General features: G+C 59.7%; 25 protein-coding genes. 15 read left to right on the plus strand and 10 right to left on the minus strand.

Going from position 1 to position 20,323, the window contains the following annotated elements; translation table 11 throughout:
* Positions 1–52: 52 nt before the first annotated feature.
* On the minus strand, positions 53–1,576 hold the full coding sequence (locus AF71_RS03155) for an ABC transporter substrate-binding protein (protein WP_169679870.1): 1,524 nt from the start codon (positions 1,574–1,576) through the stop codon (positions 53–55).
* 174 nt (positions 1,577–1,750) lie between these two features.
* Between AF71_RS03155 and AF71_RS03160 the strand changes: the two genes are divergently transcribed.
* The 3 genes from AF71_RS03160 to AF71_RS03170 all read left to right on the plus strand — a co-directional run bounded on the left by AF71_RS03160 (position 1,751) and on the right by AF71_RS03170 (position 3,235).
* A complete protein-coding gene (locus AF71_RS03160) occupies positions 1,751–2,047 on the plus strand; it encodes a hypothetical protein (protein ID WP_169679872.1) in 297 nt (98 codons plus the stop codon).
* A gap of 481 nt (positions 2,048–2,528) precedes the next feature.
* Positions 2,529–2,897 carry a type II toxin-antitoxin system RelE/ParE family toxin gene (locus AF71_RS03165; protein WP_169679874.1) on the plus strand — a complete coding sequence of 123 codons (369 nt, stop codon included), beginning with the start codon at positions 2,529–2,531 and terminating at the stop codon, positions 2,895–2,897.
* 2 nt (positions 2,898–2,899) lie between these two features.
* Positions 2,900–3,235 (plus strand): transcriptional regulator, encoded by a 336-nt coding sequence (locus AF71_RS03170; protein ID WP_018855581.1) that lies wholly within the window; start codon positions 2,900–2,902, stop codon positions 3,233–3,235.
* Positions 3,236–3,270: 35 nt separating this feature from the next.
* Here the strand turns inward: AF71_RS03170 and AF71_RS03175 are convergent, their stop codons facing one another.
* The 6 genes from AF71_RS03175 to AF71_RS03200 form a co-directional block, all read right to left on the minus strand.
* On the minus strand, positions 3,271–3,690 hold the full coding sequence (locus tag AF71_RS03175) for a hypothetical protein (RefSeq protein WP_169679876.1): 420 nt from the start codon (positions 3,688–3,690) through the stop codon (positions 3,271–3,273).
* The gene (locus AF71_RS03180) at positions 3,656–3,928 is read right to left on the minus strand and encodes a hypothetical protein (RefSeq protein WP_018855579.1); all 273 of its coding nucleotides are present in this window, start codon (positions 3,926–3,928) and stop codon (positions 3,656–3,658) included. The genes AF71_RS03175 and AF71_RS03180 overlap by 35 nt, the downstream gene beginning before the upstream one ends.
* Positions 3,929–4,180: 252 nt before the next feature.
* Complete coding sequence (locus AF71_RS03185; protein WP_245267911.1) at positions 4,181–4,750, minus strand: hypothetical protein; 570 nt, start codon at positions 4,748–4,750, stop codon at positions 4,181–4,183.
* Positions 4,751–4,900: 150 nt separating this feature from the next.
* A complete protein-coding gene (locus AF71_RS03190; protein ID WP_169679878.1) occupies positions 4,901–5,677 on the minus strand; it encodes a molybdopterin-binding protein in 777 nt (258 codons plus the stop codon).
* Entirely contained in the window at positions 5,674–6,516 is an 843-nt protein-coding gene (locus AF71_RS03195) for a cytochrome b/b6 domain-containing protein (RefSeq protein ID WP_169679881.1), read from the minus strand. Before AF71_RS03195 ends, AF71_RS03190 begins: the two co-directional genes overlap by 4 nt.
* 81 nt (positions 6,517–6,597) lie before the next feature.
* Positions 6,598–6,861: a hypothetical protein gene (locus tag AF71_RS03200; RefSeq protein ID WP_025658451.1), complete on the minus strand. Its 264-nt coding sequence runs from the start codon at positions 6,859–6,861 to the stop codon at positions 6,598–6,600.
* A 192-nt stretch (positions 6,862–7,053) separates the two neighbouring features.
* On the opposite strand from AF71_RS03200, the gene AF71_RS03205 reads away from it, so the two are divergent.
* Positions 7,054–7,602: a sigma-70 family RNA polymerase sigma factor gene (locus tag AF71_RS03205; protein ID WP_025658450.1), complete on the plus strand. Its 549-nt coding sequence runs from the start codon at positions 7,054–7,056 to the stop codon at positions 7,600–7,602.
* Positions 7,599–8,240 carry a DUF1109 domain-containing protein gene (locus AF71_RS03210; RefSeq protein WP_169679883.1) on the plus strand — a complete coding sequence of 214 codons (642 nt, stop codon included), beginning with the start codon at positions 7,599–7,601 and terminating at the stop codon, positions 8,238–8,240. Before AF71_RS03205 ends, AF71_RS03210 begins: the two co-directional genes overlap by 4 nt.
* A 547-nt stretch (positions 8,241–8,787) precedes the next feature.
* On the opposite strand, the gene AF71_RS03215 is transcribed toward AF71_RS03210, so the two are convergent.
* Together AF71_RS03215 and AF71_RS03220 are read right to left on the minus strand one after the other, a co-directional pair.
* Complete coding sequence (locus tag AF71_RS03215) at positions 8,788–8,934, minus strand: DUF1127 domain-containing protein (RefSeq protein ID WP_018855572.1); 147 nt, start codon at positions 8,932–8,934, stop codon at positions 8,788–8,790.
* A 466-nt stretch (positions 8,935–9,400) separates the two neighbouring features.
* A complete protein-coding gene (locus AF71_RS03220; protein WP_018855571.1) occupies positions 9,401–9,868 on the minus strand; it encodes an L-2-amino-thiazoline-4-carboxylic acid hydrolase in 468 nt (155 codons plus the stop codon).
* 1,012 nt (positions 9,869–10,880) lie between these two features.
* On the opposite strand from AF71_RS03220, the gene AF71_RS03225 reads away from it, so the two are divergent.
* On the plus strand, positions 10,881–11,675 hold the full coding sequence (locus AF71_RS03225; protein ID WP_169679885.1) for an ion channel: 795 nt from the start codon (positions 10,881–10,883) through the stop codon (positions 11,673–11,675).
* An 89-nt stretch (positions 11,676–11,764) separates the two neighbouring features.
* Here the strand turns inward: AF71_RS03225 and AF71_RS03230 are convergent, their stop codons facing one another.
* Positions 11,765–12,661, minus strand: a complete 897-nt coding sequence (locus AF71_RS03230) for a GntR family transcriptional regulator (protein ID WP_169679888.1) — start codon at positions 12,659–12,661, stop codon at positions 11,765–11,767.
* A 209-nt stretch (positions 12,662–12,870) separates the two neighbouring features.
* Here AF71_RS03230 and AF71_RS03235 point away from each other — a divergent pair, with 209 nt between their 5' ends.
* The 9 genes from AF71_RS03235 (at position 12,871) to AF71_RS03275 (ending at position 20,322) form a co-directional block, all read left to right on the plus strand.
* Positions 12,871–13,986 carry a mannitol dehydrogenase family protein gene (locus tag AF71_RS03235; RefSeq protein WP_169679890.1) on the plus strand — a complete coding sequence of 372 codons (1,116 nt, stop codon included), beginning with the start codon at positions 12,871–12,873 and terminating at the stop codon, positions 13,984–13,986.
* Positions 13,983–14,666: an amino acid ABC transporter permease gene (locus AF71_RS03240; RefSeq protein WP_025658443.1), complete on the plus strand. Its 684-nt coding sequence runs from the start codon at positions 13,983–13,985 to the stop codon at positions 14,664–14,666. Before AF71_RS03235 ends, AF71_RS03240 begins: the two co-directional genes overlap by 4 nt.
* 13 nt (positions 14,667–14,679) lie before the next feature.
* Positions 14,680–15,330, plus strand: a complete 651-nt coding sequence (locus AF71_RS03245; RefSeq protein WP_169679892.1) for an amino acid ABC transporter permease — start codon at positions 14,680–14,682, stop codon at positions 15,328–15,330.
* The gene (locus AF71_RS03250; protein ID WP_018855564.1) at positions 15,314–16,042 is read left to right on the plus strand and encodes an amino acid ABC transporter ATP-binding protein; all 729 of its coding nucleotides are present in this window, start codon (positions 15,314–15,316) and stop codon (positions 16,040–16,042) included. The genes AF71_RS03245 and AF71_RS03250 overlap by 17 nt, the downstream gene beginning before the upstream one ends.
* A 34-nt stretch (positions 16,043–16,076) precedes the next feature.
* On the plus strand, positions 16,077–16,868 hold the full coding sequence (locus AF71_RS03255) for a transporter substrate-binding domain-containing protein (RefSeq protein ID WP_348644104.1): 792 nt from the start codon (positions 16,077–16,079) through the stop codon (positions 16,866–16,868).
* Positions 16,869–17,017: 149 nt separating this feature from the next.
* The gene (locus tag AF71_RS03260; protein WP_169679896.1) at positions 17,018–18,028 is read left to right on the plus strand and encodes a zinc-binding alcohol dehydrogenase family protein; all 1,011 of its coding nucleotides are present in this window, start codon (positions 17,018–17,020) and stop codon (positions 18,026–18,028) included.
* A 224-nt stretch (positions 18,029–18,252) separates the two neighbouring features.
* Complete coding sequence (gene nuoH / locus AF71_RS03265) at positions 18,253–19,239, plus strand: NADH-quinone oxidoreductase subunit NuoH (protein ID WP_025658438.1); 987 nt, start codon at positions 18,253–18,255, stop codon at positions 19,237–19,239.
* Positions 19,240–19,269: 30 nt separating this feature from the next.
* Positions 19,270–19,836 carry an NADH-quinone oxidoreductase subunit I gene (locus AF71_RS03270; protein WP_025658437.1) on the plus strand — a complete coding sequence of 189 codons (567 nt, stop codon included), beginning with the start codon at positions 19,270–19,272 and terminating at the stop codon, positions 19,834–19,836.
* Between the two features lie 45 nt (positions 19,837–19,881).
* Complete coding sequence (locus AF71_RS03275; protein ID WP_025658436.1) at positions 19,882–20,322, plus strand: CBS domain-containing protein; 441 nt, start codon at positions 19,882–19,884, stop codon at positions 20,320–20,322.
* Position 20,323: the final 1 nt, after the last annotated feature.

Consider the following 20,323-nt stretch of genomic DNA (forward strand, 5'->3'; position numbering starts at 1 on the left):
ACGATCGTGGACGGATGCCGGCCTCGGGACCAGCACCCGGCACGCTGGGTTACTACTTGATCGATGCGTTCCAGAAGTATGGCCAGGGGGCGGGATCGACACCCTGAAGCTTCGTTGACATGGCCGAGACGGCGTTGAAATCGCCAATCTTCATGAACGGCACCTCGTCGTACATCGTCTTCTGGACGTTGGCCCAGAGTTCAACGCGCTTCATTGGGTCGATCTCGGTGGTGAACGCATCGACGGCACTCTTGCGCGCCGGCGTGTCCCACCATCCAGGCGAGCTCGGAGACAGGGAGCCGATCAGGGCCGGTTCCGGAAGGAACGGGCTGTGGCTGATATAGATGTCCCACAGCGCCTTGTCGGTGCGGCGCTGTGTCAGCGTCGCCCAGTCGACAACCTGGAGGTCCACCGTAAAGCCCGCCAGCTTCAGATATTCGGCCGCGACCTGGGCCATCTTGTAGTGGAACTCGTACTGGCGGCTGGTCAGGATGCGGATGGGCTCAGCGTTGTAGCCTGCCTCCTTGGCAGCCGTGGCTGCGCCTTCCGGATCCGCGACATTGTAGTTGCCTTTGACACCTGCGTCCGTGCTCCAGGCGAAGTTGCCAGGATAGATGTTGCCATCCGCCGCGTAGAAGTCCGTACCGCCGAAGGCGGCTCCCATCATGTCTTCCATACTGAGCGCCTGGCGGATTGCCTTGCGGATCGCAACGTTCTTTGTAACGCCGGCAGCGGTGTTAAAGACGAATACCGGGTAGCCAAACGGCTTCAGGAGCAGCGGCTGGGTTGCCGTTGACGACTTGAGTTTGTCGTAGGATTCGACCGGCAGGGAGTCGATATAGTCGTATTGGCCAGAGACGGCGGCCTCGACGCGGGTGTTGGCATCCGGCACCGGTACGAAGCGGATTTCGTCGAGATACTGATGGCGGGCGCCGCCATAGCCATCACTGTCGCCGGAGCGCGGCTTGTAGTCATTGAAGCGAACGAGCTGGATATATTGGTCAGCCTTACGCTCCTTCAGCATGTATGGGCCGGTGCCGATGAAATCCGTCATCGTGTCGGCCTGCTTTTCCGCGGGAATGATGATCGCAGCGGAGTTGTTGAAGGCAAGCAGCGAGACCAGTGGAGCGTAGGGCTGTTTCAGCTTGATCGTGACGGTCGATGCGTCGGTTGCAGTGATCGACTCGATAAAGCTAGCAGCCTGTTTCCCGCGTGAGGCAAGCTTGGTCCAACGGTTGAGCGAGGCAACGACGTCGTCGGATGCCATGTCGCTGCCGTCATGAAACTTGATGCCCGTGCGCAGCTTGATCGTGTAGGTCTTCCCGTCGGCGCTAACCTCAGGAAGGCTTTCGGCCAATAGCGGCGTTACGGCCCACTTCTTGTCGAACGTATAAAGCGTCTCGAAGATATGCTGCGTGACGATACCGACAAGGTCGGCTGTCGACGTCATCGGATCGAGTGTGGGCGGTTCGCCAATCGTGGCGACGTTGATCACGCCGCCTTTTTCCTGCGCCAGCAGAAAAGACGGTGTTGCGATCAACGCCGTGGCGACGAGGAATGCGAGCTTCATTCTCATATCTATCTCCCGTTTTGTTCCACAATTATGGTATATGCGCTTTTATAAAAGAATACATGGAGCGATGGTGGTGTCAATGGCGGGACACGACACGAGTAGCGTCAATGCATTCGTGGAGGTGAGCGGAGCAAGTCGAAGGACGCCGCAGTTGGAACGCAGTTCGGCGGCACTCGCATGGCCGAGAAGGTCGTCACCTACTGTAAGGCCATGTGGAAACGGATGAAGCCGCACCATCCGGAGCTATTCCGCACCGACACGCCGAATCCGTGGCACGGCGTGACGCTGAAGCGCAGGAAGAAGCAGACCAATGGCCACGTAAACCGAGAGACGGTCTATGCCTTTGCGAGTTCCCCCACCGTCGTCTCCCCAACTGAGAGCCCCGCTTGGTCTTGCACTTCCGCGGGGCTTTTTTTGGCCGGAGTTCAGCCGCTTGAAACGACTATTATTGTGCCGTTGGCTACAGAGCCGTGACGTCAAGAGTCGTTTGAAGGCCACCACAATCATCGGGTGGCGGTTCCAAGCGAAAAACCTGCGTCGGGCGGCTTTTTGTCGCCCGATGCGCTGCTTCAAAACGGAGACCGGAATAGCTGCCTTTACGCAGCGCGTGCCCCGCCACGTAGATGTCCCTTTGAAGCTCTAATGTAACGGAATCCATTCGGGAATCGTGCACGTGGCTTGGCCATCTCTATCGCTACGGTCGAACGGTAGCATTGACGTAATCGGGCGGCAAACGCAGTAGAGCGCCCCACCAAGGGCGCCCGTGCTATGATCACGGGGCCCGCACCCCGATTGCGGGCCGCTTGCATTCCTCCGAAGAGGGTTAAGTCTTTGAAGAGGTACTAGGTCTCGAGTAACTCTACCTCGCGCGAAGCCTACCTCTAAGGTCTATTTACGGAACTTTAATGTGAAATACGTATTGACTAGGTGCGTATTTTACTCACATAAGAGGTCCATGCACACGGTCACAGAACTCTGGTCTTTCCGCAAGGCTGCTCTGGCAGCCGGGATGTCCGAACAGGACATAGAAGCTCTGGTCGATCATCTGTCAGAGAACCCTGATGCGGGAGACGAGATGGAAGGCACCGGTGGGTGTAAAAAGCTACGCTGGGCCATTAGAGGAAATAACAAAGGTAAGAGCGGCGGTGTTCGAACCATCACGCTGTTTTCCGGGGAGAATCTTCCTGTGTTCCTGATCACCGCCTTTGGGAAAGGTCAGAAATCCAATCTCACCAAGGGCGAGCGGAACGATCTGAAGAAAATATCTGACCGTGTGGTCCAAGAATATTCAAGACGGGTTTTACCGATCGCAGTAGGAGAATGACAATGAGCAAGAAGGTATTCGATCAAATCGCAGAGGGCTTGAATGAGGCTTTGGCCGTTGCTCGCGACGAAGCCGAACCTTACAAGCTCCATGTGCCGGCCGAGATCGATGTCAAGGCCATACGTGTGCGCACGGGTCTGACGCAGAAAGATTTCGCGTCGACGTTCGGGTTTGGCTTAGACCAACTCAAGCAGTGGGAACAGGGCCGTTCGCGGCCTGTGCAGGCGATGAGGGCATATCTCCTTCTGATCAATTCTGAGCCGCACAAGATGGTTCAGGCTCTCAGGGAGATCAATATCGCATCGCACGACGTCCCTATGAGACGCGCTGCCTGCTGAGTAAGCTGGGCAATACACAACCAATTAGGAACGAGTTATACCCCGCCTCCTGGCGGGGTATTTGTTTTAAGGCCTATAGCGACTTTTCGCTCTTCCCGTTGGCTCGTCGATCTTGCCGGACAACACCTCTCCTCGGGTAGCGACCTTGTTGACGGTGTCGAGGACCGTATCCAGCTTACCGCCGAAGGACTCAACGACGCGATCAATCCGCTTGTTTGAGCGATGCTGGTCTTGTTCTCGCTGACCTTCTCAAGCATTTGAGACTGCTGGTACTGAAGCGGAGCAATCTGGCCAATCTGGGTATTCATCCCGTCCATGGTCACTTGGTAGATCTTCTGACGCTCCTTGCGATCGAGAGCTTCGCGGTCGAACCGGTCTGCAAGCTCGCGCTGAGTTTGCTTCAGATCGTCCACGGTGTTGTTAAGATTGGCCCATACCACGCCGATACCCACCATGCATGCCAATGGTGAGAACAACGGCAAAACCGAGGATGACAACCAAGGCCCGCCAGTCGAAGCCAGAGAAGGCAGCAAGACCGAACCCACCGCCACCGAATGCCGTGCTAGCCCAGCCGAGGATGTTGGATTTCTTCCTGACGGTCTTGTCCACTGCGACCGGTACAGTCTCCTTCTCCTCGACGACAGGAGCCTCGGAGAACGCCGCCATCTTCGTCGAGACACCCGAGAGGGCCAAAAGGGCTCTATGCAGTGTCGCGCCGAATGCTGCCTTACCACGGGCCCTACGCCATGACGGCCTGGGCAAGAATATCAGACCCTGGCGAACGGCTTGACTATATCCTCCTCGAACATCCGGAGGCCTCTAGAAGAGGCCTCCGTTCCTGTCGTTCGAGGTTCCTTGTATGCAGATGGGAGGGCAGGCTCCTGCAGCCGAAGCCCGGGCCCAGGCCTGTCCCGGCATGCCCTCCCAAGGTCGCCTTCCAAACTTTCACATCGGCGGCACGATGCCGTGGGTGCCGACAACGACGCGAAGGGCGGACATCGAGCCATCGGCAGCCCGTTCTGACGGAATGAACACTGTCGCGCCGCTCTTGATGTCGCTCTCGGTCGCCGGAGCGAAGGTGACGACGGGCGTGCCGTCCGGGATGGAGATTTTCTTCTCACCGCCCTTGTACTTTACCGTCACGGTTCGGCCGTCGACCGATTTGACCGCATCGGCCACGGTCGCGTTGGTCATCGAACTGTTTGGCTTCAGGTCCCAGGCATAACTGCCCTCGCCGGTGCCTTTCATGGCGGCAGGGAAAATCAGCACTTCGAGTGCGCCATCACCACCGTCGGCGGTGGGCAGGGACGCGATGCCAACGAAATCACCTGGCTTGATGTCGTCAATCGACGCCTTGGCGACGCTCGAAACCTTCCAGCCATCCTTGAGCATGATCTTGGCATCGGTGCCTTCGCGTGTCTTCACCGACAGCGTGCTGCCCTCGAGGCCCTCGACCGTGCCACGGACGCGGATCGGGTCCGCAGCGTTTGCCGAAAAGCCCACGGTGACGGCCATCAGCGCGCCTGCAAGCAACGTAAAGCCGGTTTTGAAAATAGGGGACATCTGCTTTTCCTTCTTGAAACCCTGACATCGAAACGGCCGGCGGATGCGGGTTGAAACCGTCGGCTTTCTCGAGGCGCTGCCAACAGGCCGGCCCCGCGAACATCAAATTCCGGCGTACCATTCGTAGCCGCGGTCTTCCCAGAACCCCCCATTGCCGCCATAAAGACCAGACAGATCGGCAAGCGCCTCGATGCGCATCAGGTATTTTGCCTGTTTGTAGCCGAGCTGCCGCTCGACCCGGAGCCTGAGCGGCGCGCCATGCGGTACCTCGAGGTCCCGACCATTCATCGCATAGGCGAGGATCGTTTGCGGATGGAAGGCATCGACGAGATCGATGCTCTCGTAATACCAGCCGCTGTTGTCGAGTGTTTTCTCGTATTCGTCGGCGCAATGGAAAACGATATAGCGCGCCTCTGGCTTCAGGCCGACCTGATGCAACAGGGCGCCGAGCGGAACGCCGGTCCACTGGCCGATGGCGCTCCAGCCCTCGACGCAGTCGTGCCGGGTGATCTGGGTTTTCGACGGCATCGCTTTCAATGCGGCGAGCGAGAAAGCCGCCGGACGCTCGACCAGACCGCCGACCTGCAGCTGCCACGTCTGGAACTTCCGGCCGAGCAGCTCCTGATATTGCGCCCCGTCCGGCATGCTCGTGCCATTGGCTCGAAAGGTCGGCGAGATGTCCGCCATGGTGAATTCGCGCGCGAGTGCGTCATCTCCGATCAGCAGGCGCTGCGTGCGCATCGTCAGGCCCTCGGCGATCTTCAGGACCGACTGCACTTTCGGGTTTTCGACCAACATGTCGCAGCCGCTGAGACCAAGCGCCGATGCGCCAAGCGTCGAGCCAATCAGAAATCGGCGGCGGGTTATGAGGCTGCTCATCGCTTTGGCTCCGTCTGGATCGCGTAGCGACCGGTGATCATCGAACGCATGTTGTTAAAGACGCCGGACACCAGAACCATCGCAACGTGGACGACAACGAAGGCAACGAGTGAGCTGGCGGTAATGAAATGCAGCGTCCGGGCCGACTGACGACCGCCAAAAAGATCGATGAGCCATGGTGCGAAAGCATCGAACCCCGGTGACATGGTGAGGCCGGTGGCAATCATCAGCGGCAGAGCCACGAAGATTACCAGCAGATAGGTCAGCTTCTGCAAGGCATTGTAGCTGCGCGCTTTTTCACCCTTGGGGAAACGTAGTCGGGCATGGTCGACAACCTCCTGCGCCAGATGCGCGGGGGCCAGTTCGTCGGTCGTCGGCAACAGGTCGCGGCGGAAATGGCGGGTAAGAAGACCGTAGCCCAGGTAGATCAGGCCGTTGACGACAAACAGCCATGCAAAGAAAAAGTGCCACCGGCGCCCGGTTGCGAGATCCTGGTAGCTCGGGAGCGTGATCCAGGCGGGGAACCCGCGCGCCGTGGGTTCGCCATCAACATTCGACACCCCGAGCGTTCCGGTCGTGTCGAAGGAAAGCCCGCCGACGCGAGTGACACCCCGGATGGCATCCCCCTGCTCCACCGCCTCCAGGGAGAGGAAGGATGGATCGCTGTCAGCACCATATTGGCCCCAGTACAGGGCCGGATGGGCATTGAAGATCTGCAGCCCGCTGAACAGCAGGATCGTCATGCACAACACGTTAAGCCAGTGCGACAGGCGCACAGTCAGGCTGTGGCGACGGATCAGCCTTCGTCCGCTCGTCATGCCAAGATCAGCAGTTTCCATTGATCGCGTCCTCACAGCAGTCGTCATCTTGCTATACGGCGCCACCCCCGCCGGAGTTTCACCGGCAAAGGCGCCACCTGATCACTTCATCGCATCGCAGCTCTTCATCATTTCGGTCTTCTTCATGCTGTCCTTCTCCATGCCGGCCTTGTGCATGCAGTCGGCCTTGCTCATGCCCATCTTCATGCTGTCTGTTTTCATGGAGCCGGTCTTCATGCTGTCCATTTTCATCGTGTCGGACTTCTTCATCGTGTCCGTGCCCGTCTGTGCGCTGGTCCCGCCAGCGGCAAGGAAAAGACCGAGAAAGACCGTGCCTGCAGTGACGGCGAAAGGACGAATGCTCATGCTGGTTCTCCCAGGTTGCGTGGTCGCCGCAGGATGCGACGACGGTCACATCGGCTCCTTCGGCCGTAGCGCTGACCGGTTACAGGCATCACGGTCATGTGATCGTGAAAATTCTGTCGCTTCAGTTTTCTCGCTTTTCCTTTCGCCCGCGTGTAACGGTTTCCTCATCTGGCCGTATGAGTGCTCATAGACATGAAGCAATTGACCGAGCCCGAGCTGAAAGCCCTGATGCTCTTGTCCCTCGATGGCGACGAGGCGGCATATCGCTGTCTGCTCGAGATGCTGCGGCATCTGCTTGCAAGCTACTACACGCGACGGCTCTACCGCTCAGCCTCGGCCGACGTTGAGGACCTTGTTCAGGAAACACTGCTCGCCCTGCATCAACGCAGGATCACCTATGATCGGGGCAGGCCGTTCACGGCATGGTTCTTCACCATCGCGCGCCACAAGCTGGTGGATCACCACCGCAGGACGGGTGGACGTTCCTATCTCGGTCTGGAGATGGTCGAAGACATGGTGGACGCCTATAGCGAGGATGCGATCGCCGCGGGCATGGATATCGACCGGTTACTGAAAAGCCTGCCGGCATGGCAGGGCGAGATGATCCGGGATGTAAGGCTCAAAGGACATTCCGTCGCCGAAACTGCGGCAAGCAGCGGGCGCAGCGAAGCCACGGTCAAGATCAGTGTATTCCGCGGCATACAGGCAATGGCGGCGAAATTGAAAGGCGAAGGTAAGTGACGACCGATGACCTCATCAACGCTCTGGCACGAGACCTGCGGCCGGTTTCGCCGGGTGCGCTCGGGCGGCTGCTGGCATTGGCTCTGGCGCCTGGTCTTGTGCTGTCGGCGGCCCTGATATTCTTTGCGCATGGCTTGAGGCCCGACCTGTCGACAGCGCTTCATCTGCCGGCCTTCTGGGTCAAGTCCTTCTATCCGCTGTTGCTCGCGCTAACCGGCATCGGCGCGCTGATGATCGTCGCTCGACCGGGTGGCGTTCCACGCAGCCGCGGTATTGCCGCTCTTATCATCTACCTGATCCTGGTCGCACTTGGCCTGTGGCAATTGCATGCATCTCCGGCAAGCGACTATCCGGCATTGATATTCGGCATTTCCTCCTGGTTTTGCCCGATAATCATCCTTGGTGCGGCCCTTCCGGTCTTCGCCGCCAATATCTGGTTCCTGCGCCGCGCGGCCCCGACCCATCTTCGTCTGGCGGGATTTGTCGCCGGCATCACGGCTGGGGCCGTCGGTGCCTGGACCTATTCCTGGGGCTGCATCGAAAACGGACTGCCTTTCGTAGCGCTCTGGTACACGCTCGGCATCGTCCTGTGCGGCATCCTCGGCGCGTTGACATCGCGGTCGCTACTGCGCTGGTAAGCCAAGCCGGACTGGAGGTTCAGGAAACTTCTTAGTGCGATGGAACCGGCGAGAAGCAATCGCGCGGGGGCTTAACAGGAATTCGAAGGCTCCAGATTGGCCCCGGGCAAGCGCTGCACCACTATTCCTGCATCTGTGTGCGCGACGAAGGAAAACTGCCGCAACTCGATCCCTGCCTTTGAGCGAGACATGGCCCAAAAGCAAAAAGCCTGCCGCGGGAGGAGGTGCGGCAGGCTTTTCGAAAAGAACCGAACAGCGACTGGGAGGAGGAGTGTCGCTGTTCCTTCAGACGTCCCTGGGAGGAGATTGGCCGTCTGAAACTCGAAGCCTTGCGGGAGGAGGTGCATTGCTTCGACAGCTCCAACACTACATCGTTCGGCGGCAGTTTCCATGTCTTATGTTGCACTGCAGCTATGCAAATAATGCAAGCTGGTAAGACTGGCGATGAGTACAGGGCCTGAACCGACCTCGGCTATCGCGATCGACGCAAAAACGCCCGCGTTACCAGCGGGCGTCGGGCAGTCTTGGAGACGGAAGGTGCGCGCGGTCAGCGGGCGACCGCTGCGCGGGCAACGCTGCGGATGTCGGCGCGGTCGATGCCAAGGTCCTGCAATTCGCGGCTGGACATACGGCCGAGTTCGTTAACAGTCTGACGGAACTTGCGCCAGTTGTTGAAAGAGCGTGCTACGTTCATGATAATCCCCTTTCCTGAGGGCTAATGACGTCAGCAACCTTGCTTGGCTCCGGCGTCGTTTCGATGGTTGAGATATAGGTGGTTCAATCGGTTTAAAACAGTGACAATATCTCACCTCACCTATGCGTGTGATGCATAGGATGATCTTTCGCTTTCAGAATATGCTTGTTTTTTAACCCCATGGGCGAGCCCGTTTCGCTGGAAGACGCCAGGGACGATGGTCGCTTTTTCAGGCCGCCGAGCCAGCTGGCAAATATACCTGCTGCCCATTAAAGAGGCTGCGCGCCCTGATCGACTGTCCTCGGCTCCCCATGCCAATCTCGGTTCGCAAAATCGGTGGAAGTGATCCTGTGGGAGTGCTCGAAGGGCGCTCCTTGGACCACGCCGGAGGCTCCCGCTGTCCGCTGACGAGGTCAGCGATCTTCGTGGAAATGAAGCCTGGTTGAATTGCCCTGGCGGTGACCGGCTACGGCGCGGTTTTCTCCTCCAGGACATACCGGAAGTCACAATGTGTCGCGCCTTGCATGATGGTCTGCGTTCGAGACATTTTGATGCGAGTATCGTAGCCTTTGCAGAAGACGGCATCCCGGTTACAGGACAGGAGATGGCCTATATGGCCGAGCCCCATCTCGCGGTAGGTTTCGGCATAACGACAGCGCAGGACGTTGTAGTCAAACACCTTGTCATCCGCCCGGACGACCTCGATTTCAAGGGCGTCATCTTGCGTCCAAAGGCTTTGCAGCGCCTGAAACGTCAACAGACTGGTGCCTTCCTCCGTCGCGTCTGCGAATTCACGGGCGGCCCGCATCGCCGCCTTGCTTACAGCGGCATCGATGATCGCCTGTGCCTCCGCTTCGCCCAGCCGCTGCCTCAACTCATCATAGATCGGCGCGATAATGGCCGCTTCGATCTTGCGCCGCTGGAGGATGCCCATTGGTTTTGGCGCTTCTGCAGTCGCTGGGTCCGGGCAACTTGTCTCTTCATTTGGCAAATCCGACATGCCGGGTTCCCTTTGCTTCGTCTGTCTAGGGTGGTGGGCGCGACCTTGCCACACGCTGCCAATCACGTTCAAGGCTCGATGTAGCAGTCAGGGCAGCGTCGAGCGCTGTACGTGGCAATGAAAGAGCGCGGTTTCGCCATCGGTTCTGTAAAGCGCTGCGCTCGATTTCCGCGGCAACGACAAAAATAAGACGGAGCGATTGCCGATGCCGTCCGCGGTGCCGTCATGACCAAGGCCTACCTCGCCGTCAAGCTCTTGCAAGCGCTTGCAAATCTTGACGCGACGGTGCTCTCCTGGTTTGGCTGCCCTTCCCCCGATGATACTGAAATTATTCTTGTGATGGTATCAAGAGCCGTTTTCGGGCGTCAGCATCAGATGAGGTGGACAAGGAGCAGGCTCATCGCAGCTACAGGCCGCAAATGGCGTATGGCGGACCTGCGGCAGACTACGTCCGCGGTTGAGGTCCGAGGACGAAATTCCGGAGCACCGTCGTCGCGTTGGTAGGCTCGATTGATTCGAAAAATAAGAATCCTCTAATATGTGTGGCTTGCCCCAGGAACCCATGTTAGGTTTTTTGCCAGAAACAACGGAGCAGGACATGGGCATCTTCGATAATGTGATTTCCGGGCTGACTGCGCTTGAGGCAAGCATCGCAGCGATCAATGCGAAACCGCTTCGGGTCGATGCGCAACCGATTCCATCGCGGATAAGCCTGCGAAGCCGGGTGCGGTCGAATCCCGGCAAGGGCGGGAAACGCAAGCGAGCTTCGTCAAAGAAGCCCGCCGAGGCCCGTCGCTCCGATTAGATCTGGCCAGCCTAGACTAGGTGTTTGCCTGACGCCAGTTCGAGCACATACCCAAAGTGTACCCATGTCGTGTACGCATGTCGTTTGCCCTCGCTATTTTGATCTATAACGAGGCGCGCAAAGCGAGTAGATTTCCGATACATGGGCATCCTCGACCTTGGTGATCGTTCGTATCGGCAGTCTATCCGCGATTGGCTTCGTCGCCTCGAAACGAGCGATGACGCCAAGGCGATGGCGGTGCAGGCTGCTTTCATGGCGGTTGATATAGCCATCCTCGCGTTTTTCGTCCTCGGGCCCTATCTGCGAACGGGACCGTCCTACCTGATCATCGATTACGCGATTGCGGCGTGGATCATTCTCGAGATGGTGGCCCGCGCAGTCGCAGCCCCCTCAGTCGGCGCATGGCTCGTTCGACCGATGACATGGGTCGACCTGATCATTCTGGCGACCCTGCTCTTCCCGTCCCTTCTCTTCAATTTCGCCTTCCTCCGGGTCATGCGCCTCTGGGCGCTCGGCCGTAGCCCCCTTCTTCTCGCAGGATTGCGTCGGATTGGTTGCAGCGAATTCGTTGAGGTTCTGCGCGCAATCCTGAACTTCCTGGTCTTCCTCTTCCTGATCACCGGATTCGTCTACACGTCGTTCTTCTACGACAGAAACGGTGAGGAAGGCTTCGTCGACGCCCTCTATTTCACGGTCGCAACTGTCACAACGACCGGCTTCGGCGACATCACGCTGCCCGGAACCCTCGGAAAGCTCACGTCGGTGGTCACCATGATCGTCGGCATCTCGCTTTTTGTACGGCTGGCGCAGGCGGTCGTGCGTCCGCACAAAGTTACGTTCCCGTGCCCCAGATGCGGCCTGCAGCGGCACGATACCGATGCCGTGCATTGCAAGGCCTGTGGGGAGGTGCTGAATATCCCCGACGAAGGAAACTGAAGGGCCTTGCCGACGGCAGGGTTTCGAGGCGGATTTCGAACCCGGGGCGACATGCGGGCGATGTCTGTCCGAGAAAGGACGCGACGTGGTCAGTCCGAGGCGATCTCGATCGAGGAGAGAAGCGTTGAGCGGGCGGTCTTCAGATGCTCGGCACAGGCATGCCGCGCCTGTTTGAGGTCGCCACTCTGAAGGGCAGCGATATAGGCCAGATGTTCCTCGACCGCGACGTGATTGCGCTGTCGCTCGTCTTTCTTGCTCCATTGATAGTGATAGTGGAAAATGACCGACATCACGCCCTGGATATTGATGAAGAACCGGTTGGGGGCGATGCCGTGGACCAGCTTATGGAACCGGTGGTCGAGATCGGAGAAATCGCGGTAGCGCCAGCTGATTTCGGCCAGCATCTCCCGATGCTCCTGTTCGAGGAACGCAAGCGTGCGCCATGCGGCATGGTCGGGCGGTAGCGCCATGAAGCGCTCCACTGCCCGGATTTCCATGAATTCGCGCATGTCGAAAAGCTCGGCCACGAAGTCCACCGTCAAACCGAGGGCCTTCCAGCGTCCGCTGCTCTGCCGCTCCAGCAGGCCGAAATGGCTGAACGTGTTGAGGCATTCGCGGATGGCAGACGTGGAGACCCCAAACTGGCGGGCGAGATCGAGCGCATTGATGCTCTGGCCAGGACTGCAATCTGGCCCCACCATCCAGGTCATGAACTTGCGTTCCACGATCTCCGCGAGCGGCCCGAGATCAGTCCCTGCCTGATAGTCCTTGGCGCACGGCAGGCGCAGGAGCACTTTGGAGCGCCCGTCGAGCGCGACGATACCGCTGCTCGAAAGCTCCGCCAGCACGGCGCGCAGCGTCGTCCGGCTGACGCCGAGTTCGGCCGCCAGGACCGGCTCAGACGCAAGCTTTGATCCCGGCGACTTGCGTGCGAGTACGTCAAGACATTGATTGAGCGTCCGTTTGTAAAGCGTGTTCGTCTTCATGCCGCCCCCCGACGCTTTGTCTTTTACAATGATTTTTTTATAAAAAAAACAGATTGCCCGTCCAAATAATGTCTTTTATACAAAAAAAACAGACCAGCTGTGTGGAAGGAGGAGTTCATGCACGCGGACAATGGATGCGAAGCGCATCCTCACACCCTTTTCTGTTGCTGTCCTCTTCTGGGCACCGGCCGCCTCCCGGTGTTCGGCCTATGACAGGGCTCATCCTTCAATTCGGCACGAGCCGCTTCCTTCAGGCGCATGTGGATCTGTTCCTGCACGAGGCACGGGACGCGGGTCAGGACGTGCCATCGGTCGTCATTGTGCAGACCTCGGGCTCTGCCGAGCGGGCCGGTCGGCTTGCGGCCTTTTCCGATCCGGCGGGCTTTCCTGTCGTTCTTCGCGGCCTTGAAAACGGCATGGCCACCGAGCGTCGCGTTGCGGTGAAAAGCGTATCGCGCGGCCTTTCGACCGCCGGCGACTGGGCCGAAATCGTCGATCTCTTCGCTCACGAAGCCGATTTTGTGGTCTCCAACACCGGTGACTCAGGCTATGCGGTCACTCCTGGCGAGGCGTCCACCGGCCTTTCTGCTGACACGCCGCTTGTCTCGTTTCCCGGCAAGCTCCTTCAGCTTCTCCATGCCCGCTGGCAGCGCGGCGGGCGTCCGCTGACGGTGCTGCCCTGCGAACTCGTCAACCGCAACGGACCGGCGCTAAGGGCCATTGTCCGCGACCTTGCGGCGACGGCCAGCGCCCCTGCGGATTTCCTGAGGTTCCTCGACCAGGAGGTGGTTTTCGCCAACACCCTCGTCGATCGCATCGTCTCCGAGCCGCTGCAGCCGGCGGGCGCGGTGGCTGAGCCTTATGCGCTCTGGGCGATCGAGCGGACGCCGGGCCTGCGCCTGCCCTGCACGCATCCGTCCATCGTGCTGACGGACGACCTCGAACCCTACGAGCGGCTCAAGCTGCATATTCTCAATCTCGGCCACAGCGTCCTTGCCGATATCTGGCAGCGCGACGGACGTCCGGAGCATGAGACCGTTCGTGCCATCCTGGCAGACCCTGCCGTCAACACCCGCCTCGACGCGATCTATCGCGACGAGGTCCTGCCCGGATTCTCCGCACGCGGGATGGAGGATGCGGCGCGCGCCTATGTCGCCACCACCATGGACCGCTTCCGCAATCCCTATCTCGACCACCGCATCGCCGACATCGCTGGCAATCACGCGCTGAAGGTCGAACGGCGTATCGCGGCCTTCCTCGACTGGGCCGGTACGCCAGCGCCGGTTCTTTCCTCGATCGTTTCCCGGCAGAAGGCGACGGCATGAGCTATACATTCGACTTTTCCGCCCTCCTGCCGTACTGGCCGGTGTTCCTGCAGGGGGTCTGGCTTACGCTGAAGCTTTCTGCGCTCGCAACAGTCCTGGGTTTCGTTGTCGGCACGCTTTGCGCGATCGCGCGGGCGGACGGTCCTTCCTGGCTGAAATTTCTGGTAGCGGTCTACGTCGAGACGATACGCAACACACCGCTGCTGGTGCAGATCTTCCTGGTCTATTTTGGCTTCGCCTCGATGGGCTTGAAGGTATCGGCGAACACGGCAGCCGTCGCAGCCCTTGTGGTCAATGTTGGTGCCTATACCTGCGAGATCGTGCGGGCGGGCCTCGAATCCATTCACAAGTCCCAGTTGGAAGCCGCCGAATGTCTTGGGTTGACGCGCACCCAGACCTATTGGCACGTCATCGTGCGTCCTGCGATCGAGCGTGTCTATCCGGCACTGACCAGCCAGTACGTACTGCTGATGCTCGCCTCGTCGATCACATCGCAAATTTCCGCCGAGGAACTGACGGCTGTGGCAAACCGCATCCAGTCGGACACGTTCCGCTCCTTCGAGACCTATATCGTCACGGGGGCTCTATACATCGCCTTGTCCTTCGTGGTGCGGGTAGCCTTCATCCTGTTCGGCCTCGTTATTTTCCCCCGTCGGCGCAAGCTGGGCACGGCCATCTGAGGAGGAACAGGACATGTCGCTCACGCCCGTCCACATCGAATTCATCGCCGTCGGGGCGCTCTGGACCATCGGTCTTTCAGCAATCGGCTTCATCGGGGGTTCCGTCCTGGGCTTTTCCATGGCGCTCGCCCGGATTTCGCCAAGCCCGCTGCTGCGGCGACTTGCCAGCGGCTATATCCAGATCGTGCAGGGCACACCGCTGCTCGTCACGCTCTTCCTCTTCTATTTCGGCCTTGCCGTCATCGGCCTCGATAGCCTGCCGGCCATTGTCGCCGCCGGCCTTGGCCTTGTCATCTACTCTTCTGCCTTCCTTGCGGAAATCTGGCGCGGCTGCCTGGAATCTGTGCCGAAGACCCAGTGGGAGGCGGCCGAATGCCTGGCGCTCAGCCGCTGGCAACGCATGACCCGGGTGATCCTTCCGCAGGCCATGCGCATCGCCACGGCGCCGACCGTCGGCTTCCTCGTGCAGATCGTCAAGAACACCTCGCTGGCCTCGGTTGTCGGCTTCGTCGAGCTCGCCCAGGCCGGCAAGCTTGTCAACAACACGATCTTTGAGCCTTTCACGGTGTTCATCGTCGTCGCCGCCTTCTACTTCGCCATCTGCTACCCGCTCTCGGCCTGGAGCCGCAGCCTTGAAAGGAAACTCAATGTCGGCCGTCGTTAGCCTCAGCAACGTGCACAAAAGCTTCGGGGCCGTGAAGGTCCTGAAGGGGGTCAGTTTCGATATCGGCGCCAGCGAAGTGATCGCGGTGATCGGTGCTTCGGGCTCAGGCAAGTCGACTGCGCTACGCTGTATCAACGCACTCGAGACCATCGACAGCGGTGAGATCCTCGTTTGCGGCCACAAGGTCCACGACGCTGCACTCGATCGGCGGGCGCTGCGTCGCGATGTCGGCATCGTCTTTCAGAGCTATAACCTCTTCCCGCATCTGACAGTGGCACAAAACATCATGCTCGCGCCCTCCTGCGTGAAGAACATGGGCAAGGCTGAAGCGCGCGCGCTTGCCGAGCAGGTGCTGGCGAAGGTCGGCCTCCTGGAGAAGGCCGACAATTACCCCGAGCAACTTTCCGGCGGCCAGCAGCAGCGCGTCGCCATCGCCCGTTCGCTCGCCATGCAACCGAAGCTGATGCTCTTCGATGAGGTGACCTCGGCACTCGACCCGCAGCTCACCGGCGAGGTTCTTCGCGTCATGGAGGATCTCGCCCGCGCGGGCATGAGCATGATCCTCGTCACCCACGAAATGGCCTTCGCCCGCAAGGTGGCGAGCAAGGTGATCTTCATGCACCAGGGCAAGGTCTGGGAAACGGGCCCCGGCGCGATGCTGGATAATCCGCAGACCAAGGAACTAAGCGAGTTCCTGAGCAACGGCCTCTAATTCGATCGAAATGTCTCAAGGAGGAGATTAAATGATGAAACGCAGAACCCTGATGACCAGCGCCTTGGCGCTCGCTCTCTTCGGTGCCGTCCCGGCAATCGCCATCGCCGATACGCTTGACGACATCAAGGCACGCGGCACGCTGCGCGCCGCCATCGACCTCGGCTCACCGCCCTTCGGCATGCAGGATGCCAACATGCAGCCGACCGGCTCCGAGGTGGAAAGTGCAAAGCTGCTCGCCGATCATCTCGGCGTGAAGCTCGAAATCATCGAGGTGACCAGCCCGAACCGCATTCCCTTCCTGCTCACAAACAAGGCCGACGTGGTCGTCGCTTCGCTCTCCATCAGTGAGGAACGCAAGAAGGTGATCGATTTCGCCGATCCGCACGGCGTCATCCAGGTCATCGCAGCTGCTCCGAAGGGCCTTGAGATCAAGGGGTTGGAAGAACTGGTGGGCAAGGATGTCGCAACAACCCGCGGTACGACCAACGACAAGGTAGCCACAAGCCAGGCGACGGGAGCCAACATCGTGCGTTATGACGACGACGCGACCCTCGTCACCGCACTCGTCTCCGACCAGAACAATATCATGATCTCCGCTCCGCAGATCATGAATGCCGTCAACGAGCGCCGGACGAACGACCCGCTCGAGGTCAAGTTCGTGCTCAAGGTCAATCCCTATGCCGTTGGCCTGCGCAAGGGCGACGATGCGCTGAAGGCGGCGGTCAACGACTGGGTCAAGACCGATCTCGCCAACGGAAAGCTGAACGAGATCTACAAGAAGTACAACAACGTCGACCTGCCGGCGGAAATGCCGAAACCGTAAGCGGACAGCGGGGCGGCCGACCCACGGTCGCCCATGCACCTCCCTCGTCCGGTCGGGCTGCCGACTGATGATGAGGCGTAAGGACCTTATCGATATGCCCGGCGGCTCTGTGGTGCCGTCCAAACCTTCAGACAATCAGGATGAACTTCATGAAAGCGCTTCTCTGCGAAGAACCCGGCCGTCTTTCGCTTGTCTCCCGTCCGGCACCGGCACGCGGCGCTGGCGAGGTTCTCGTGCGCATCCGCCATGTCGGCATCTGCGGGACCGATTTTCACATCTTCGCCGGCAAGCACCCCTTTCTCGAATACCCGCGCGTCATGGGCCACGAACTTTCCGGTACGGTCGAGGAAGCCCCTGAGGGCAGCCGTCTCAAGACGGGCGAACACGTCTATATCGTGCCCTATCTCTCCTGCGGTACATGTCATGCCTGCCGGAAGGGGCTGACGAATGCCTGCCAGTCGATCCGCGTGCTGGGCGTGCACTGCGACGGCGGCATGGCCGAATATGTTTCGGTGCCCGAGGCCAACGTGGTGCCGACGGGCGGTATCGCGCTTGAAGATGCGGCGATGATCGAATTCCTGGCGATTGGCGCGCACGGCGTCAAGCGCGGCGCGATCAACGCCGCCGACCGCGTGCTCGTTACCGGATCCGGTCCGATCGGCATGTCGGCAATCATTTTCGCCAAGACGCGCGGAGCGCATGTGACTGTCATGGACACGCGCGCCGACCGGCTCGCCTTTGCCACAGACCGGCTCGGCGCTGACGCTGCAATGCTCGCCGATGCCTCCGCCGAGGCGGAAGCGAACCGCCTGACCGGCGGCGACGGTTTCGATGTGGTGGTCGACGCGACCGGGAGTGCCGGCCCCATCGAGCGGGGTTTCGGCTTCCTCGCCCACGGCGCGCGCTATGTGCTGCTCTCCGTCGTACGGCAAGACATCACCTTCTCCGACCCCGAATTCCACAAGCGTGAGGCGACGCTTCTGGCCAGCCGCAATGCCCAGCCGGACGACTTTGCCGAGGTCGTGCGCCAGATCGAGGCCGGCAAGGTGCCGACCCGTGCCCTCAATACGCATCGGGGACGCCTGGAAGATGGCGCGGCCCTGCTGGTGGAATGGGCCCGTCCCGAGGCGGGCGTCATCAAGGCGATCCTGGACGTTTGAAAGCATCGACGAATTTCAAGCGCGAGCGCGGGTCCCCGACGGGCTGTCGCCGAAGCATCGAATGCCTGCGACAGCAGCTGTGAGGCAGCGACAAGATCATGGGCGCAACCGCATGGACTGCGTCGCAGTTGTATCTGCGACCTGACAGGTGCAGAGTACGCAATGAATAGCCGGAGATAAAAACCGGCCATGTGTTTCAACCCGTGAACAAGCAGCCGCGGACTATGGAACTCGTACTCGCCACCGGATTGATCGTCTTCAAGGTCGCGTTGCTTATTGCGATGCTGCTGCTGCTGCCTCTGCCTCTCACCTGGCTGGAACGCAAGATCGCCGGACACATGCAGCAGCGGATGGGGCCGATGCGGGTTGGGTGGCATGGGCTGCTGCAGCCTATGGCGGACGGAATCAAGCTTCTGACCAAGGAGGACCACATTCCCGCCGAGGCCGATCGCTTGCTGTTCAAAATGGCTCCCATCCTGGCGCTTGCTCCGCCCTTTGTCGTCTTCGTCGCGATCCCCTTCGGCGAATCCGTCTCGGTGCTCGGCAACGAGATTTCCCTCTATGTCTCCGACATGAATGTCGCGCTTCTCTTCGTCTTCGCGGTGCTTGGGATCGAGGTCTATGGCGTTATCTTCGGTGGCTGGGCGGCCAACAGCAAATACGCCGTCCTCGGCAGCCTCAGGACTTGCGCGCAGATGATCAGCTACGAGATCCCGATGGGGTTCGCGGTGATCGGCGTGGTCATGCTGGCGCAATCCATGAGCCTGTTGGAAATCGTGCGTGCGCAGGCCGATGTGTGGAACATCGTTTACCAGCCGATCGGCTTCTTCGTGTTTTTTGTCGCCGGCCTGGCCGAAGCCCAGCGCATTCCTTTCGACCTGGCGGAAGCGGAAGGCGATCTCGGTGCCGGGTTCCATACCGAATACAGCGGTATCCGGTTTGCGTTGTTCATGGTGAGCGAATATGCCATCGTCCTTTTGGTGTCGGTCCTGGCGGTGATCCTTTTCTTTGGCGGCTGGAACGGCGCGCTCATCCCCTTGCCACCGCTCCTGTGGTTCGCGCTCAAGGTCGCATTCTTCGTCTATATGTTCATCTGGTTCCGTTTCACCTTCCCACGCTACCGCTACGACCAGCTGATGGCGATCGGATGGAAAGTCTTGCTTCCTCTCTCGATGGCGAACATAATTATCACTGGTCTTGTCTTCCTTTAGGGGCCAGAGCGGCTCGGTAGTGAGGCAGCGATGTCGCACGCGCAGGACAGAATTGGCACATGGATCGGCTGGGCGTTCTTCGCCGACCTGGCGAAGGCTTTGGCTCTGACCTTCGGTTACATGTTTTCCAAACCGGTAACCATGCAGTACCCGGACAAGGAGAAATGGCTTCCCTATTCACGCTACCGTGGGCATCACTTCCTGAAGCGTGACGAAGAGGGTGAGATCAAGTGCGTGGCCTGCGAACTCTGCGCGCGCATTTGTCCATGCGACTGCATCGAAGTCGTCCCCTACGAGGATGAGAAGGGCAAGCGTCATCCGGCGAAATTCGAGATCGATACGGCACGGTGCCTCTTCTGCGGCCTGTGCGAGGATGCCTGTCCAGCAGACGCGATCGCGCTTGGCCAGCAATACGAATTCTCCAGCTTCTCTTCGCGCGAGCTTGTGATCGGGCGTGACGATCTGCTTGCCAAGCCGGGCAAGGCAGCGACTGGCGGCAGCGTGGTGGCTGCGCGCCTCAGTGTCGAACCGAAGGTCCTGGTCGAGACCGGCGGGCGGCAGGGGTACAATTGGTGGCGTAATATCCGACGAACGTGAAAATGCGCCAGCCGTCAAGGCAAAGCGCGCAGAGAGGAGGCCCACATGCATGTGCGCCAGATCTTGAACAGCAAGTCTCCCGAGATCGTCTCGGTTACACCCAACCACACGATGGTGGAGGTCCTGAGGTTGTTTCGAGAAAACAACATCGGCTTCGTTATCGTCGCCCGTTACCCGGGGGAATGCCTGGGAACGGTGTCGGAGCGGGACTGCTGCAATGCCGTCGCCAAATATGGCACCCAAGCACCCGCCATGCGCGTCAGCGAGATCATGAGCCAGCGTGTGGCGACCTGCTCCACAGACGATTTACTGCCTCTCGTGATGGCGATCATGACCGAGCGGCGTACGCGCCATGTGCTCGTCATGGAAGGCGACAACATCGCCGGCATCGTCAGCATCGGCGACGTGGTCAAGTACAGGCTAGAGGAAGCGATGCGCACGGAGCAGGATCTGCAGGATTACATCTGCGGGGTCAGCTATCATTGAC

Source organism: Rhizobium sp. 57MFTsu3.2 (genome assembly GCF_012932765.1).
GTDB lineage: Bacteria > Pseudomonadota > Alphaproteobacteria > Rhizobiales > Rhizobiaceae > Rhizobium > Rhizobium altiplani.